This is a genomic window from Zhongshania aquimaris, assembly GCF_019312595.1.
GTDB classification, from domain to species: Bacteria; Pseudomonadota; Gammaproteobacteria; order Pseudomonadales; family Spongiibacteraceae; genus Spongiibacter; species Spongiibacter aquimaris.
This window is the reverse complement of the sequence record NZ_JAHWDQ010000001.1, coordinates 1,368,294-1,384,499: the sequence shown is the minus strand read 5'-3', so window position 1 is coordinate 1,384,499 and position 16,206 is coordinate 1,368,294. Positions and strand designations below refer to the sequence as shown.

General features: G+C 47.2%; 14 protein-coding genes. 7 read left to right on the top strand and 7 right to left on the bottom strand.

What is annotated here, in order from left to right; genetic code table 11:
• Window positions 1-62 precede the first annotated feature (62 nt).
• A complete protein-coding gene (locus KXJ70_RS06320; protein WP_219042579.1) occupies window positions 63-605 on the bottom strand; it encodes a response regulator transcription factor in 543 nt (180 codons plus the stop codon).
• A complete protein-coding gene (locus KXJ70_RS06315; protein WP_219042578.1) occupies window positions 602-1,885 on the bottom strand; it encodes an ATP-binding protein in 1,284 nt (427 codons plus the stop codon). Before KXJ70_RS06315 ends, KXJ70_RS06320 begins: the two co-directional genes overlap by 4 nt.
• Before the next feature lie 253 nt (window positions 1,886-2,138).
• On the opposite strand from KXJ70_RS06315, the gene KXJ70_RS06310 reads away from it, so the two are divergent.
• Window positions 2,139-2,678, top strand: a complete 540-nt coding sequence (locus KXJ70_RS06310; protein WP_219042577.1) for a PepSY-associated TM helix domain-containing protein — start codon at window positions 2,139-2,141, stop codon at window positions 2,676-2,678.
• A gap of 79 nt (window positions 2,679-2,757) precedes the next feature.
• Here the strand turns inward: KXJ70_RS06310 and KXJ70_RS06305 are convergent, their stop codons facing one another.
• Window positions 2,758-3,912: an FAD-dependent oxidoreductase gene (locus KXJ70_RS06305; RefSeq protein WP_219042576.1), complete on the bottom strand. Its 1,155-nt coding sequence runs from the start codon at window positions 3,910-3,912 to the stop codon at window positions 2,758-2,760.
• A 616-nt stretch (window positions 3,913-4,528) separates the two neighbouring features.
• On the opposite strand from KXJ70_RS06305, the gene KXJ70_RS06300 reads away from it, so the two are divergent.
• From KXJ70_RS06300 to KXJ70_RS19540, 3 genes are all read left to right on the top strand, one after another.
• Complete coding sequence (locus KXJ70_RS06300) at window positions 4,529-5,062, top strand: type 2 periplasmic-binding domain-containing protein (protein WP_219042575.1); 534 nt, start codon at window positions 4,529-4,531, stop codon at window positions 5,060-5,062.
• Window positions 5,059-6,219 carry a TonB-dependent receptor gene (locus KXJ70_RS06295; RefSeq protein ID WP_219042574.1) on the top strand — a complete coding sequence of 387 codons (1,161 nt, stop codon included), beginning with the start codon at window positions 5,059-5,061 and terminating at the stop codon, window positions 6,217-6,219. The genes KXJ70_RS06300 and KXJ70_RS06295 overlap by 4 nt, the downstream gene beginning before the upstream one ends.
• Before the next feature lie 83 nt (window positions 6,220-6,302).
• Window positions 6,303-9,056 carry a putative bifunctional diguanylate cyclase/phosphodiesterase gene (locus KXJ70_RS19540; RefSeq protein ID WP_219042573.1) on the top strand — a complete coding sequence of 918 codons (2,754 nt, stop codon included), beginning with the start codon at window positions 6,303-6,305 and terminating at the stop codon, window positions 9,054-9,056.
• Window positions 9,057-9,134: 78 nt separating this feature from the next.
• Here the strand turns inward: KXJ70_RS19540 and KXJ70_RS06285 are convergent, their stop codons facing one another.
• Window positions 9,135-9,953, bottom strand: a complete 819-nt coding sequence (locus KXJ70_RS06285) for an SDR family oxidoreductase (RefSeq protein WP_219042572.1) — start codon at window positions 9,951-9,953, stop codon at window positions 9,135-9,137.
• A 22-nt stretch (window positions 9,954-9,975) separates the two neighbouring features.
• Window positions 9,976-10,554, bottom strand: coding sequence for a TetR/AcrR family transcriptional regulator (locus tag KXJ70_RS06280; RefSeq protein WP_219042571.1), 579 nt, complete (start codon window positions 10,552-10,554; stop codon window positions 9,976-9,978).
• Window positions 10,555-10,754: 200 nt separating this feature from the next.
• Here KXJ70_RS06280 and KXJ70_RS06275 point away from each other — a divergent pair, with 200 nt between their 5' ends.
• Both KXJ70_RS06275 and KXJ70_RS06270 read left to right on the top strand, forming a co-directional pair.
• Window positions 10,755-13,247, top strand: a complete 2,493-nt coding sequence (locus KXJ70_RS06275; RefSeq protein WP_219042570.1) for a TonB-dependent receptor — start codon at window positions 10,755-10,757, stop codon at window positions 13,245-13,247.
• A gap of 11 nt (window positions 13,248-13,258) precedes the next feature.
• Window positions 13,259-14,344 carry a phosphotransferase gene (locus tag KXJ70_RS06270; protein ID WP_219042569.1) on the top strand — a complete coding sequence of 362 codons (1,086 nt, stop codon included), beginning with the start codon at window positions 13,259-13,261 and terminating at the stop codon, window positions 14,342-14,344.
• Between the two features lie 176 nt (window positions 14,345-14,520).
• On the opposite strand, the gene KXJ70_RS06265 is transcribed toward KXJ70_RS06270, so the two are convergent.
• Window positions 14,521-14,685: a helix-turn-helix domain-containing protein gene (locus tag KXJ70_RS06265; protein WP_219042568.1), complete on the bottom strand. Its 165-nt coding sequence runs from the start codon at window positions 14,683-14,685 to the stop codon at window positions 14,521-14,523.
• A gap of 191 nt (window positions 14,686-14,876) precedes the next feature.
• Here KXJ70_RS06265 and KXJ70_RS06260 point away from each other — a divergent pair, with 191 nt between their 5' ends.
• Window positions 14,877-15,086, top strand: coding sequence for a hypothetical protein (locus tag KXJ70_RS06260; RefSeq protein ID WP_219042567.1), 210 nt, complete (start codon window positions 14,877-14,879; stop codon window positions 15,084-15,086).
• A gap of 454 nt (window positions 15,087-15,540) precedes the next feature.
• Here the strand turns inward: KXJ70_RS06260 and KXJ70_RS06255 are convergent, their stop codons facing one another.
• Entirely contained in the window at window positions 15,541-16,200 is a 660-nt protein-coding gene (locus KXJ70_RS06255; protein ID WP_219042566.1) for a TetR/AcrR family transcriptional regulator, read from the bottom strand.
• Window positions 16,201-16,206: the final 6 nt, after the last annotated feature.

Sequence of the window (16,206 nt, the reverse complement as noted above, 5' to 3'; positions counted from 1 at the left end):
CCAAAAACCGCCTTGCTAGCAAGGCGGTTTTTTTTTGCCTTGTTCGGCTTGGCGCAAAATTATTAGTTCTTTGCGGGCCGCTTTTGCAATTTGCGCTGTAAGGTTCGTCGATGCATGCCGAGTTGGCGTGCGGTTTCCGAGATATTACCGTCGTTTTCTGCCAGCACACGTTGAATATGTTCCCACTCGATTCTATCTAAAGAAGGCGGGCTGAGCGTCTCTGTGGGCGTTTCATCTTGGGTCGGGTGGTCGTCAAAGGCGGCGAGGATTTCTCTGGTACCGGCAGGTTTTTGCAAATAGTTGTCGGCCCCCATTTTGATGGCGTCGACGGTGGTGGCTATGCTGGAGTAGCCGGTCAGGACGATCATTCGCAAATGGGGAAAGCGTTTGCGCAGCAGGGGAATAAGGTTTAGCCCTGAACGGGTTTCTAACTTTAAATCGATAACGGCTTTGTCTGGAGTAAAGTCTTCACATCGCTGTAATGCCTCCTCGACACTGTGAGCCACTTCTACGGCGTAGCCTCGACGTTTTAGTGAACGACTTAGTGTTGTACTAAAGGTGATATCGTCATCAACAAGCAAAAATTTTTCTAAGCTGTGATTCATGCTGGCCTCTGTATTTTATCCAGCGGTAATTTTAACTCCACTTGGCTGCCACCGCCTTCCCGCTGCTGCCAACTTAATGTGCCGCCATAGCGATTGGCGGTGGCATGGCTGAGGAATAAACCCAAGCCGCGACCTTTCCCTTTCGTGCTAACAAATGCCTTGGTGAACATAGCTGCCTGTTCAGGGCTGAGCCCAGGACCGCGATCTTCGATAGAGAATATGAGCTTGCTACTGGTATGTCTTAATTCCAAATAAATATCGCTGGGACTAACATCGGCAGCATTATTTAATAAATTCAAAATTGCTTGGCTAACTGTGCCATCGAGTTGTATCAGCAGCGATGTAGTGTCACCGCTGATTGACGTTTTCAGTTCGCACGCGGGGCGCAATATCTGCCAGCGTTCAGTTATTTCAGTTAAATAATCGCCTGCGGTAATAGAAATAACTTCGCCCTCACTTAGATCGCGGGCGGTGCTAACTAACTTGTTTAAAATGTCTTTGCAGTGATCGAGCTGCTGTTCTAATAAGAGAATGTCGTCTGCGTCTTCAGCGCTTTTCTGCTCTGCTAAATCTTCCAGTATCACTTTCATCGTTGATAGCGGCGTGCCGAGTTCATGGGCGGTCCCGGCGGCGAGAGTGGCAACCGCGAGCATTTGTTCATCTTGCAGACGATGTTCGCGGCTGCGTGCCAACTCGTTTTCGCGCTGGCGCAAGCGGTGAGCCATTTTGAAAACAAAGTAGCTAATCAGTAGCGCACTAACCAGGAAGCTTGCCCACATGCCAAGTATGTGAGTGTTGGGCGATGCACCGTGCTGGTGGTTGAGTGGTGATACCGCTTCTAAAGGGATATAGAAAAATAGCAGTAAACTATAGGCCGCACAGGCGAGTATGCTTAGTGTCCATGCATAGGCCCATGGCAGGGTTGCGGCAGAAATGCACAGTGGCACTAGTAAATAGGAAATAAAAGGGTTGTTGGCGCCACCAGAGAAATAAAGCACGGCACTAAAGCCAATAGTATCTACGCATAAGTGGACAAATAACTCGATATCCGTCACCGGCCAGCTGCGAAAACTGCGCCACCAGCTGAAGGCCGCAAATACCGAAATTGCAGCAAGCAGCAATTTAAGCGTGACATAGGGAAGCAGCCAGCCGAGCTGCGCCTCTGCGTAAAATACCGCCGCAAACTGACCGGCGATGACCAGGCTGCGAATGATGCAAAGGCCACGTAAGTTAGCTGTGTTTGGGTTTAAGCTCCCGTTTTGTTTTGCTATGGCGACCATGAATCTATTCAATGCTAGTTAAATGATAATAAGTATACTCGGGTCTTGCTAATAGCGACGAGCTTTGAGTGCGACACATTGTCGCATCTTTTTCTACGCTGGGCTTCGGTGACGTTTTATGCCAGCATCCTGAAAGTGTGGATTTGATTAGCTTGCGCTTCTAATAAATGAAATTAAAAGCACATTGCGGCTGTAATTATCGGTATAAACAAGGATAATTCTCGGCTGTTTTTACCGCTATGAGCACTGCCCGATGTCGCGCAAACTATTTGTTTCTATCCACCTCTATCTTGCTGCTTTCTTTTCTCCCGTCGTCATTATCATGGCCGTGTCCGGTGGTTTGTATCTGTTAGATTACGAAGGTGAAGTGATCCGAACTGAAGTCGGTCATGTTGCCGGTGCCAGACTAGATGCTAGTAGTCACACGTTAAGCAGTGATGTTGTTGCAGTCCTAGCAGCGCTCAATATTCGCACTCGGGTAGAAGAGGTCCGGGTGCGCGGCGATAATTTTTATACTCGCCCATCTAGCCGACAAAACTATACCCTGAGGCAGACTGAGTCGGGTGTTGATGTTGAGGTCGCTAATCCTGATTTGCAGGCAGCGATGATGGAACTCCACAAAGGTCATGGTTCTAAAATATATGTTTTATTTGAAAAAATATTTGCCCTAGGTTTAGTGTTGATCATGCTCAGCGGCCTATATTTGGGATGGATGTCACCAATGTATAAGCGCAAAACCTTGTTGATCAGTGGTTTGGGATTGTTTGTATTTGCTAGCTTGATTATTTTCTGATTATAAAATGGCAAAGACAGAACGATATTTTTCTTAACGGGCGCTAGGTCGCGACTCCGCTATCAGTGCTGTCTTTATATTATTTTTGTTGAGAAAACCGAGCCATAAATCGTCTGTCGATGGAATCCTTCCACCGCCATACCCATTTGCCCTGAATAACGGGCCAAAACCGTCGATAAGCAATAGCTGACTTTCCGCCTAGGGCAAGAATACTCAAAAAATTCCGCTGTGGGTGATGGGGCTGCAGCGGCAAGCCTTGCAGTGCCCGTTGTAAGTTGTTGAACAGCGCGGGGCCTTGTCGAACTGCGAACACCCCCGCGTGCGGGCGCGGGTGACGTGTTTGCTGCGCGATATCTCCCGCCGCAAACACGTAGGGGTGACTGCGCGATTGCAGGGTATCGTCAAGTGATATGAAACCGTTGATGTCCGTTGCTAAACCTGAAGTTTTCGGCCAGCTAGGTGCGGCTGCGTGGGTGCATAAAACGATGAAGTCAGCTGGAATCGGCTTTGTCCCTGTGCAGTGAATTTCGCCTTTGCTGAGTTTTGAAACATGGCAGTTTCTGTGACGATGGATATTCGCCTTTTCCAAGGCAGTCTCGCAGCGCTTGCGAATTCGGCGGGGAAAGCCCTTTAGGGCGTGGTTGCCACGAAACACCAGATGAAGTGTCACTGGAGCGGAGATCGACTGGCGCTCAGAAATAGCATGACGCATGGCTAGGACCAGCTCGACCCCCGCTGCACCCCCGCCAACGATAGCGATGGACTGTTTGGTATTTGCATTGTCTAGCTCTTGCAGTATGTGTTGCCAGCGCGGATAGAGCTCGCTGATTGGCTTTACAGCTGTGGCGAACTCCGTTGTGCCAGGGATATGTAAATCGGGCGTAATGCCGCTATTAATTGACAGCCAATCAAATGCTTTTACAGTTGCGCCATTACTAATCTGTAATTCCTTATTGTGCAGATCGATTTGGCTGACGCTGCCTTGAATCAATTTCGCGCCTGCGAAGTGGCATAGCTCCGCTAAATCTATATGCGTTTCATTCATTTGATAATGACCGGCAATAAGTCCAGGTAGCATGCCGGAGTAGGGCGTATGTTGTTGTGGTGAGATGAGTGTGAGGCTAACGCCCTTGATTGGATTGCGGCCCCACAACTTCAGTACTTGTACGTGTGCGTGACCACCGCCGATGAGAACGAGTTCTTGAGCATTGTTGTTTGGGGGAGGTGCTGTCATAAAGTCTTATGCGCAAACCGTGTTTGGGGTAGATCGGAGTGTAAATTAACACGCGAGGCATGTAAGTAGTAATCGGGATATCGGCAAAGAGGTCTTTGATGCGAAGCTGATTGATGGAACCTTTGCTTATTGTCATGTTTAGCCTTGGATGACTCGCTGGGCTAGTGAATAGTTGCGGGAGCAGCTAGCAATACGCCGTGCATAAGCTACTATGATATTTGTGCTTAAAGATTAATGTGAGCTTAGCAAGGCCAGAGGAGAGGCTCTAGCGACGAAAGGGATGATTAAGGCTGGGATGGTGCCAGTTAGTGCCAAGGGCCTGATCTAAGCGATTGGTGGGTGGTTTGATGCGGGCCCAAGCTCGTTGAGTTTAATGTCTTTTGGGGTAAAAGAACTCGTCGCTCTTTCATGTTTTGGCTGTTTCAGGGCACGTAACTCTAGCGCGCTATTTAAGTACAGTTCGGCCTGCCTCCATGATAGGACGGCGTAAATACCGAATAAGATATTCATTCAAGTATTTTGCACAGATGACGTTATATAAGGAAAGTGCCCCTTGTGTTTGCGAAATATAGCACGGGTATGGGATATGGAGTCGTCGACACCGCGGGACTATGTTTTGAGCAATCCACGCACCTTAAAAAGGACTAAAAAACACCCCAAGAGGCAATGGCATTTGTCCGCGCTGTTCATTCTTACGACGGTATTTAGCAGTTATAGCCATGCCGATGTCGTCAGCAGTGAGGCTAATGAAGCCGGGGTGATGGTGATCAGGAACGCGGATGTCGGGTCGGGTGAACTGAAACTGGCAGATTTGCGGGCAATATTTGCCGTACGTAAGCGGCGCTGGGAAAACAAGGCACCGATCAAGGTATATGTTCTTCCAGATAATCACGGGCTTCATCAGCGGTTTTGTAAATCTGTATTGAAAGTCTATCCCTATGTACTCCGCGAACAATGGGATCGCTTGCTGTTTAGTGGAACCGGAATTCCGCCAACGACGGTAGGAAGTGAAGAAGAACTCATTGCTCTGGTTAATGCGACCTCAGGGGCAATAGGTTATGCCGCAGTGGATACTCAAAAAGGCATGCCATCTATTGAAAAAATCCCGCCGAAAAGTTCAGAGCTAGAATCTGAAGCGAGTACAAAATGATGCGATATTCATATAGAAAATATTGTCGACCCGCAGTGGTTTTCCTCGCTGCCTTAATCGGTTCGAGCCTGAGTTGCGCTGACGAAAATACTGATTTGCAGTTTCACGGCTTCCTGTCTCAGGGGTATTTGCTCAGTGATGGCAATAACTTTTATGGTAATAGCCTGAGGGGAAGTACTGACTACAGAGAGGCTGGTATTAATAGCACGTGGAGGGCAAGTCCCACGCTGAATTTTGCAGGTCAAATCATCAGTCGCGACGCTGGGAATACCGATAATGGTGACGTTAAGGTAGATTTTTTATTCGCCGATATAAAAACCTTTGAAAGTGATGCGTCAGGCCTAGGGTTTCGGCTTGGTCGCGTTCGCAATGCCTTTGGTTTGTACAATGATACCCGCGACGTTCTTTTTACTCGTCCCACCATTTTAATGCCGCAGGCAGTTTATTTTGAGGGAAATGGCTTTCGCGAATTGTTTTTTGCTAGCGATGGCATTCAGCTCTACAGTTATTGGGATTCGGATGAAAATTCGACAAATTTTAACTTCACACTTGGACGGGACAAGAGTCTCTCGGCAGATATCCTGAGAAATTTATTTGGCGCCAGCGCATCGCTCGTTCACAAAGCTGAGTTTAAGACCCCTATATTTATGCAGCTTCTCCATTCCAGGAATGGCGGAGACAGTAAATTTGCGTTCTCTATGTTGAATGTTCATCTGGATTTACATTCAAATTCCAGTTTTTTCTCGGACCTTACCCTCGACGCCAGTGGTTATGTTTTCTCTGCGCAAAAAAACCTTGCAACCTGGACCTTCACCGCAGAGTACAGTTTATTAAGCACTGAGTTCAGGACGTCGCTAGGGAATGAGGTCAACGAAATTGAATCGGCGTATCTGCAGGCGCAATATCGTATTCGCCCGGAATTTACCTTGACTAGCCGTTATGAGTACATCGTGCTGGATCGAGATAATCGCAGCGAAACAGATGGTCACCATCTTGTGTTTGGTGCGCGCTGGACACCATCACCAAGTTGGATAGTCGATATTGATGTCTACGGAATTAGAGGGCAGTCTGGTATTCCCGGTGTTGATAATGTCGACAATATGCCGATTAGTGAAAGAACTGAAATCTTTTCTGTGATGATAGGGTATCGATTCTGAAAAACTCTGAGCCGATTAATGACAGTGCTTCGGTGACGACTGCACCGATAGTTACGTTTGGCTTGCAGCGAAAGTTAAGTATTGTGCTTTTTTTAGCTGTAACCCTGGTGATGGGCGGGCGGGGATACCTTAGTTTTGTTCAAACCGTTAATTCACAGCGAGAGAAGGTCGAGCTTGATTTATCGCAGCTGGAAGCGACGTTCCACGCAATACATCAAAGATCGAGCAATGAACTCTTTCGGCTCGCAGATCAGCTGCGAGTTCCCGCAGAAAATGAACTTGATGATGGTGAAGCTTTCGCACCATCTTTGATATCTGGCATTGAATCGATCTACTACTTGAGTAACACCGGAACAATATTGAATAGTTCCAAGCAAGCTGGTTCAAATGAGTACTTGAGTGAGAAGCAAATTAGCGACGCCGTGGACATTTTACGGCGTGAGCAGCGTCCTCATGCAAACCTAAGCTGCCTATTGCAGTGTTTTCAAAGTGTATTTATTCCTGTTATTGCGGACGATGGACGTGAGCTAATAATTAATATTAACCGCTCTGCGACATTATTGATTCAAGATTTTTATGAAATCACAGGGGCGGATATTGCTCTGTTTTCGGTTGGTAAAGAAAGTGATGTGCTCGCTGTTGATAAAGTATTTGTTGCCAGCAATGCTGAAATAATAAGCTCAGTATTAGTTGGTATATTGAAGTCACGTAAATATAGCTCTCACGGCAATCATATATTTTTTGATTCGATCTTAAACGGCCTTTACAGCGCTCGGTTTTTCCCCTTGAGTAGCGACGGCGATATCATTTCTTACGCGGCAGTTTTACAAGACCAAAGTCATATTAGAGCGCTAATTATTCAAGCGCTAAAAGACATCGTTTTCTCTACTGTTATCACTTTAGTCCTTGTTGTGTTGCTAATTGCTTTGATTTTGAAGCCATCTCTAAACCGCGTAATGAGATTAGCTGAGGTGTTGCCACTATTACCGAAGGGGCGGTTTAGTGATGCTAAGAAGTTAAATAAAGCAAATGCTAAGAAAAAATTCAGTGATGAAATTGATGTTTTGCAGTACACCGTTAATGAAGTTGTCGACTCACTAGAAGACATGAGCGCTAGTGTTAGTCAGCACCGGGATGAGCTTAGGTTAAAAATTGAAGCACTAACGGAAGCTAAACTGTTTAACGAATTGATACTCGACTCGTCGCCGCTGGTAGTGGTTATCCATGATCGCGATGGTGTGATTTATAACATCAATAAACTCGGTCGAGAGCTGGCGGGTTTATCATCGAGTTCGCCGGTAGCAGCGAATATCAATAATTGGGTAAAAAATGAACACTCAAGCAAATCCTTGTCTAGTGCTTTGGCAAATATTTTCGATTCAACTAGTAAGAAGATGCAGGGGGAGATGGCCTTTTTTACTGATAGCGGTCACAAACTGTATTTTTTATGGACTCATTCCTGTCTACAAATAAATGGTGAATCACGCATTTTGTCAATGGGGGTTGATATTACTGAGCGGAAAGAAACCGCTCAGAGTCTGTATTGGCTTGGCCAACATGATCGTATCACCGGTTTGCTTAATCGCGGCAGCTTTACAGAAAGTGCAAGTGAGGCTATCGCTAAATATCATGATAGCCATCACATTGAGTTGGTCATGTTTGATATCGATGATTTCGCTATTTTTAACGATCGGTTTGGCTTTGACGCGGGTGATTGTTTACTCAATAGTTTGGCGGCATATCTGATGCAAGTATTACCTGATCATTGCTTGCTGGCGAGAACGGGTTCTGGCGAGTTTTGTGCCATCATCCAACATGCTAAAAGCACTGGCCAGAGTGTTAAAGATTTAAGCCTGGAATCGCTGGCGCGGTATATCTTTATTCACAATGACATCCATGAAGAAATATGTATCTCGATTGTGGTCGATTGTTACGACGAGTCCCTTAGCGGGATAGATGAGTTAATTTCTAATTCAACATCGACCATGGCCAAAGTAAAAAGTAAGATAAAGGGCAGTTTGTATTACGCGGCGGAGTCGGGCGACTCAAGCAAGCAGCAGCGGCAAATGAAATATCGTATGAGGGAGCAGTTGCAGTCTGCGTTGGCTGATAATCGTCTGGTGGTTTTTTATCAGCCGATTCTCGATTTGGCGTCGAACAGTATCAGTCACTGTGAATGCTTGGTGCGGATGCTCGATAGCGAGGGTGAGTTTATTTCGCCAGCGCATTTTCTTGGTATTGCAGCTGAGTCTGGCCTTATGCCGCAGCTGGATTTCTCGGTTATGGAGAAAGCCATGCGTCAGCAGCGAATATGGGAAGATTCAGGCATTCATGTTGGTCTTAGTATTAATATAACGGCGTTTACTTTGGAGCAGGCAGATTTTGAGGCCCGCCTAGTCGATATGATTAGTCGAACTGGAGCGAATCCAGCGCGTTTGATTTTTGAAGTTGTTGAAACTGATGCGCTGGAGAACCTTAGTGTTGCCCGTAAATTGCTAAACAACTTTAAAAACGTAGGTGCTAAGGTTGCCTTGGATGATTTTGGTATTGGGTTCACATCGTTTGAGTACGTTCGTGAATTACCGGTAGACTATATAAAAATTGATCAATCGTTTATCCGCTTTATTCACGAGCGGGAAAGCGATCAGATTCTAGTAAGGTCGATGGTAGAAATGAGCCATAACCTCGGTAAAAAGGTTATTGTCGAGGGTGTTGAGCATCGTGAGGCTTTTGATATCGTGCGGGAAATTGGTGTCGAATGCGTTCAAGGTTATTATGTGTGCCGGCCCGTACCGATTAGCGCCCTTGATCTCTCGCTATCGATCAAAGGCGCGTAAGCATCGTGTCGAGTTGGCTAAGTTATTAAATTTTGTGGCCGGTTTTTTGTGCTAACGGAGAAGTAGCTTTTACTTGTCTTAGGACTTCCTCCCGGCAATGACGCCACCGTCAGCCAGAATATCAATGCCGGTAAGATATCCTGCTTTAGTGGTTGCGCAAAATGCTAGGAGTTCGGCTATTTCGTCTGGTCGTCCTACACGCTTGAGCGCGGCGGATTTCATTGCAATGTCTACGCCGCCGCTTTGTTCTTCGAGTTTGCCCATTTCGGTATCATAGATTCCAGGTGAAATGCTGAGAATACGGGCTCCTTTGACGCCGTACCTCGCCGCGTTCTCTCGGCTAAACCACATGACGAAATTTTTGCTGATACTGTAGGCTATGCCGCGACGATAGAAATCTGTCGGCATCAGCTTGCAGCGCAGCAATAACTTCTTTATCAGCTTTCCTGAATCTGAAAATGCATAGCGATAAGTTCGTCGTGGGATCATGAATTCAGGCAGCATATGTCCAGCCATAGACGCCACATTGACTAAAACAAACCCTTCGCTAGCGGCGTCAAACATGGCATTTACAATGTTTACAGTCCCTAGCACGTTCACACGAAGAATTTGTTCGGCATCTGCCATTTGCGGACTGATTCCCGCGGTGTGTACAAGCGATACTAGGTTTCCTAGCGACTGAGCGCGGACTATTAGTTCGTTTACGGAATTGCGATCAGTGACATCTGTCACGATTCCGACCGCTTCGATACCGGCCTCCGACAGCTCCTGTACCGCGAGGTCAAGACGATTTTGATTTAGGTCGCAGAGCACTAGGCGGTGATCTGAGCCGAGTATTTTGGCAGTGGCAAGACCCATACCACCGGCGCCGCCTGTGATGATCGAAACTCTTTTCATTATTACTGTCTCGTATGTGGTTTTAGGCCTTTCGGCTTTGTAGCAATCGGGTGTGTATTATTTCGTTGATCAGCTGTGCCACCTCTTCTATGGGGCGAGGCTCAGTTTGTCTCAGCCACCAAATGAGCAGTTCGATAGTTGTGCTCACTGAGAGGGTAATACCGAGGTCGTCAGGTAGAGTAGACGAAAATTGCGTTTGTAGTCCGGCATAATTGGTAGATAGCTGCATCAACTCCTGGCGAATGGATTCTGAGGCGCCGCCGGTAAGCAGAATTGACCACACTACCCAATTGTCATGAATGAATGTACACATTGCTCTACAGGCTGACAGGGTATCTTGCTGTTCCATCACCGGTAGAACGTCATAAATCATTTTATCAATTTGTTCTTTGGCGACATCTACTAATAACTCATCGAGGCCTTCATAGTGCCTGAAGAAGGTGGCATAGCCGATCCGCGCATTCGCAGTGAGCTCCTTTACCGTAATGTCCTGAAACGTCCTTTCTCCAAGTTCTGAAAGGAGAGCTGCGCGTAGGGCTTCTCGAGATTTTTGAGGGCGAAGTCCCATGGTGTCTTTATGTTTGGTTTTTAATTCAGGCATTTGTCCGACCGAAGCATTCAAAAATCAAGAGGGCAAGCTTTGCCTCATGTGGTCGCTAATTGTACAAGAACTGGCAATTTAGTGATACGCACAATATCAATTGATTCATGGAGTATCATTTGATACAGTGCGTATCATTGCTTGTGGCGCTACTGGTCAGTGCGATAACACGGGCAAAAATAATAAGAGGTGTTGTCAGTATGATTCGGTTAATTAGCGTGAAAAAATCAAGGGGAATACTATTTCTCTTGCCAATGATGTTTGCGGGTGAGGCTTACCCGCAAAGCGCAGCGAAAACTCCGGCAATAGAGGAGGTTATAATTACGGCGCAAAGACGTGAGGAAAATGCCCAAGATGTAGCGATCTCTGTGACGGTTTTTAATCAAGAGCAGATTGCCAATGCAAACATGATAAATTCGAGTGACATAGCGACATATACGCCGTCGCTAACCGTCGACACTCGATTTGGTAATGAAAATACCTCATTTGCGATTCGTGGTTTTACACAGTCGCTTCGTACCACGGCTTCCGTCGCAACGTACTTTGCCGACGTGGTTGCGCCTCGCGGCGCGGTGGCTCAGACGTCAGGTGATGGTGCCGGGCCGGGAACGCTGTTTGATCTTGCCAATATTCAGGTTCTCAAGGGGCCTCAGGGAACCTTGTTCGGGCGCAATACCACGGGCGGTGCCATTCTTTTAGTGCCTAATAAACCGTCGGAAGAATATGAAGGCTATGTCGAGTTTTCTGCCGGAGAACTAGGATCAAGACGCCAGCAAGTGGTAGCGAACTTTCCGGTATCTGATAATTTCAAGGTGCGTTTCGGCCTGGATCAGAACGAGCGCGATGGCCACCTGAATAATATAACGGGGGTCGGTGCACGGAAGCTGGGGAATACCGAATATTTGGCTGCCCGGCTCAGCTTGGTATGGGATATAAGTGACTCCATTGAGAACTATACAATTCTCACCTATGTTGATTCCGAATCAGCAGGCTATACCGCCACGCTTTTTGACTGTAATACCGATCAGACCGTTGTCGATAATCCCTTCGCGCTAACAATAGGCTCGGAGTGTGTTCGTCAACTTGAGATGCAGGAATCAACCGGTCAGGATGGTTTCTACGATCTGCTTAGTACTGTAAAAACGCCGATTACAACGATCAAAGAAAAGCGCTTTATCAATACAACCACATGGGAGATTGATGAAAATCTGACAGCGAAAGGCATCATTGCCTATGCTCATCTAGAGGGTACCAACGGGTCTGATATTTTCGGTACGCGCTTTCAGGAAAACGTCGCCGCGCTACTCGGATTTGGGCTGCCTCTTGGTTTGGTGGATCCGCGTCGTGAAATCTCCTTGGGCGCCTCTGTTGTCAATCCTGACTTCCCGTCTACCAGCCAGCAAACATGGGTGGGGGAGCTGCAGCTACAGGGCGTGGCGCTCGATAGTCGCATGATTTGGCAAGCTGGTCTTTACCATGAAACTAGCACGCCAGATGGGTTTTCTGGACAGAATGCCGCCAGTTTACTTTACTGCGACCTATCAACTATCGAAACGAGTGATCCTTCTCAGTTTAACTGCTTCGATCCCCTGCTCGGGATAGCGGGTGGCGTATTAATCTTCAAAAGCAAAACCGAATTTCTAAACCAGGCGGTTTATGGCCAGGCGACTTACGACGTATTGCCACAGCTGAGTACCACACTTGGCTTGCGTTATACCTGGGATGAAACCAAGGGCGAAGGCGTTAAAGAGCGTTACGCATATTTGTTGTCGGCTCGACAAGCGCCTGTGTTTAGTCGTTCTACACCGGAAGTGAAAAGCGAAGCGCCAACCGGATTCTTAGAATTTAACTATCGGCCTATCGATGATGTGATGTTGTACACAAAATACACCAGGGGTTATCGTCAGGGCAGTGTTAATGTCGCTTCTGATCCTGGTCTCGATACGCATGAGCACGAAACGGTAGATACCTATGAAATCGGTGCGAAAACCACCTTTGGCGGGCCTGTTCCTGGTCGCGTTAATATTGCGGTATTCCACAATGACCTAAAAGACATGCAGCTTCAAATCGGCTATAACTCCGCGAGTTCCGGTCCTACTACGGGGATTGTTAACGCGGGTGAGGCGGAAATCAACGGATTTGAAGTTGAAGCCTACTTTCAGCTGTTCGAGCCCCTTAGTCTGAGCATTTCATACTCGCAACTGGATACCGAGCTGCTAAAGCAGAGCGATGTCGACCCGGCGGATGTTGAACGCGCAGTTACAGAGGCGTCAGGCAATCCCTTGTCTGGTCAAATAGCCGCATCCACGTTTGTTCCCATAGCGGCAGAAGGCGATGAACTTCCTTACGCGCCTGAATCCTCTTGGGTGGCAACGCTAAAGTACCAGCTTCCCGTCAGCGCAGACATAGGTTTAATGGATGTGGGTGTCACCTACACTTACACTGGCGAGCAACGCGCAGCGGCATCAAATTCAACACCTCACGACGTTCTGCCTGATTATAACTTGTTGAACGTTAATGCCTCTTGGTTAGGTGTGTTGGGTAGCAATTTTGATTTGACTCTCTTTGGTACAAATATTTTGGATGAGCAGTATTTAACCTATGTCTCTGGAACCTATGTAGCGACGGGCATTGAGAGTCGTCAGGTTGGATTTCCAAAAATGTACGGCGCTCGTCTGCGCTATAGCTTTTAAGGAATAGCACGATGAATAACAGTACGCGAGCAGTACCGGCAACATGGAATATCGGCATTGCTTGGATGGAAAAGGTCATTGCCAAACATTATCCCGAAGCCAGATTAAAGGCGTTTCATCGTATAGGTGGCTCCGATGGAACAAGCAGTAGGGCGTTATTCGCTTTGGAATATGCCAGTGGGGATGGCCCCAAAACGGTGTTTGCGAAGACTAAGGGAAACTGGCTGCGCAGGTTTTTTCACGCCATGACAGGTAATGCTTACATAGAAGGTAGCCTTTGTAACTCAGGTGTCGACCTCTGTCTTGAGCATCCATTGTTCTATTATGGCGCCGTAGACAAATTGCGTATGAACGACGTCATCGTTATGGAAGATGTAGGTAGCAGGGGTGCTACCCTGAATGATGCAACAACGCCTTTGACCGTCGATCAAGTTGCCACCGGATTAAAAGAACTTGCCAAGATGCATAGCGCCTTTTGGGGTTTGAATAATAAGACCCATCCAGAACTTAAGTGGGTTCGCCCTTGGAAAGCTTCGGGCACCTTTACGTTTTTGATGAAATACGGATGTGGGCGAGGAATTCAGCGGTTGTTGGATTACTTGCCAGCACAGGTAGTCGACGCTGGTCCCAGGATGCTGGTAGATGCTTGGGCGGAGTACTTGCGGAGTCTTTCAATAGGCCCGCAGACACTGCTGCATGGTGATGCTCACGTTGGCAATACCTACTTGCTTCCCGATGGTGGTTTCGGTTTTTACGACTGGGGTGTTGTTCGTCGCGGTCATTGGTCTTTTGACGTCGGCTATTTTCTGGTAAGTGCGTTGAGTGTCGAAGATCGTCGTGAGCACGAGCGTCACCTACTAAGGCTGTATATAGATTCGCTTACAGTTGGCGTGGCGGATAAGCCCGGTTTCGACGAGGCCTGGCTGCACTACCGCTGTTCTCCCGCGTACGGTCTTCCAATCTGGATATGCACCGGTGCGGAGGATGACTACCAGAGCCCCGCGATCTGCCAGAATCTGGCGCAGCGTTTCGGCAGTGCTTTTGTTGAACTGGATACGCGAGACGCGCTGACAAGTATTGTATCCAGTAGGGGCTGAGGTGCTGCAGGCTTAAACTATATTCCACCGTTAAGGTCTTGTTTTTGACGACGTTGGTAAGGCGTTACAGGGTAAGGTTCACGCAAGCTCGGTACGAGAATTTTCCTCTTCACAATAGTTAGCACTGAGTGTTTGAGTGGTATAAGCAATACAAAATTGTTACCGCAGAGCTTGTATCATTCGGCGCTGAAATGATTATTACCCGTAACGAGCAGGCCAACTCTTTCGGCTAATTCTGCCTCGCTCCAGCCGCGCTGTTTGCGGGCGACCTGGATTTGCAGTGCAAAGACCTTAAGGGCCTGCATTGCTCTGTTGGAGTAGCTTCGCTTCAGCTTTGCCATGGTTGTGCCTTTCGTTGGTATTTGGTCGTCATATCACCGATTTGGAATAGAATTCCCTTCCAATATTGTCAATTACATTTATCTTTAAACTATTTAAAGTAAAATAAAAATTACTTTTTGGTGTGTTGTATCGCCTCGCTCGGCGCTTAGCGATATCTTCAAAGTATCCAAATTGCCGGTGTAACCTTGGAGTGTTTAATTCGGCGGTTTTCCGCTTTTGCCTGATCAATATGCTAATCGTGTTTGTTAGCAAAGCACTGGCGGTAAATCTGCTCAATGGCCGTGGCACAGGCGTTGTTTTGCAAAGTCTTTCGGACTATGGTCAGGCTATTCAAACATTGGGGCAGAGCAGGGTAATGCTACCAAGCTTGTCATCGAGCAGCAGTTTGCCGGTGGTATGATCAAACAATTATAGGCAGAGACCTTTGCACGATTTTATTTTGCTCTCTGCCGGCGTCGCTTAAAGGCGCCTACTGTTGGCAAAATCGTAGCCGAGGCACTCGCTCCGCTTGCGTACCCGTAGGGCATAAATACCTACAGGCCATGAAGGGAAGGCTCTACTCAATGGGTCATTATATAGCTATAAACCCGATGGTCGGCCCCGCCCTCATTTACCATTCCCGCTGGTCACTCGCACAAGAGCGTGATCTCCGCCGCGCTGCAGTATCTGCACTAATTATGCAGAAATCTTGCAATCCTGAATATCAAAAAATAAAGAAATATACTGCTATTTTAGTGTGAATCTAGTTCTTAAAGGGGGTCAAATACTTGGTGGCTGGATTTCAGAATCCTGACGGAAGTTAAATGATCTTTAACTGTTGTTCTTGCGTCGAAGGTCTTGCTCAATTTCTCGATCTAAAAATCTGAAGGAGCGGACACGCCGGCAGAAATGAAAGCAATAAAGCCCTTTGCCAAATTATCTGGTTCTAATTTAAATGTCTTCTCATCTGATTTTGTGCCCGGCAAGCGCCAGAGTATTGATTGATCTACCATACCGTTCACCGTGCTATTAATTGCGAGAAATACATGAAGTCTTAACGCTTCAGGTGATTTCCAGGGCAGCAAGTCCCTCAGCGCTTCTTCCAGTCTCCAAATTACGTCTCCGAAATGGGATACAAGCAAGCGCTGACCGTATGAGCCTTGTTCGCGGATCATTCGAGCTACCAAATGAACTCCGGGCGGATCGATTATTGAAAGATTTCCAAATGAGATAACGAGTGCACTCATAACGTCTGTGACTGTTAGCGCTTTCTTGCTTTTTTTAATCTCCAGCTCCTTCCAGGCCTCTTCAATTAGCGGTTTGTACGTTGTGCTTAGATGAGCAATACAGGCCTCGAGTAGTCCCGCCTTGTTTTTAAAATAGTAGCGCACGGCTGCTTCATTAGCGACGCCGGCCTTCCTCTGAATTTCGCGAGCTGAGACCGCATTGCTTCCCTGGGTTCCATACAATTCGATCGCGGATTTAACTAATCGTTGAGGTACTTCGTCGACATGATCAGTAGCGGATTTAGACATCAAGTG

Bases quoted from the DNA above. Each gene is read 5' to 3' on its own strand.
- KXJ70_RS06310 (WP_219042577.1), top strand. From the start codon at position 2,139: ATGTCGCGCAAACTATTTGTTTCTATCCACCTCTATCTTGCTGCTTTC.
- KXJ70_RS06270 (WP_219042569.1), top strand. From the start codon at position 13,259: ATGAATAACAGTACGCGAGCAGTACCGGCAACATGGAATATCGGCATT.
- KXJ70_RS06280 (WP_219042571.1), bottom strand. From the start codon at position 10,554: ATGCCTGAATTAAAAACCAAACATAAAGACACCATGGGACTTCGCCCT.
- KXJ70_RS06265 (WP_219042568.1), bottom strand. From the start codon at position 14,685: ATGGCAAAGCTGAAGCGAAGCTACTCCAACAGAGCAATGCAGGCCCTT.
- KXJ70_RS06275 (WP_219042570.1), top strand. From the start codon at position 10,755: ATGATTCGGTTAATTAGCGTGAAAAAATCAAGGGGAATACTATTTCTC.
- KXJ70_RS06255 (WP_219042566.1), bottom strand. From the start codon at position 16,200: ATGTCTAAATCCGCTACTGATCATGTCGACGAAGTACCTCAACGATTA.
- KXJ70_RS06295 (WP_219042574.1), top strand. From the start codon at position 5,059: ATGATGCGATATTCATATAGAAAATATTGTCGACCCGCAGTGGTTTTC.
- KXJ70_RS06285 (WP_219042572.1), bottom strand. From the start codon at position 9,953: ATGAAAAGAGTTTCGATCATCACAGGCGGCGCCGGTGGTATGGGTCTT.
- KXJ70_RS06320 (WP_219042579.1), bottom strand. From the start codon at position 605: ATGAATCACAGCTTAGAAAAATTTTTGCTTGTTGATGACGATATCACC.
- KXJ70_RS06315 (WP_219042578.1), bottom strand. From the start codon at position 1,885: ATGGTCGCCATAGCAAAACAAAACGGGAGCTTAAACCCAAACACAGCT.
- KXJ70_RS06305 (WP_219042576.1), bottom strand. From the start codon at position 3,912: ATGACAGCACCTCCCCCAAACAACAATGCTCAAGAACTCGTTCTCATC.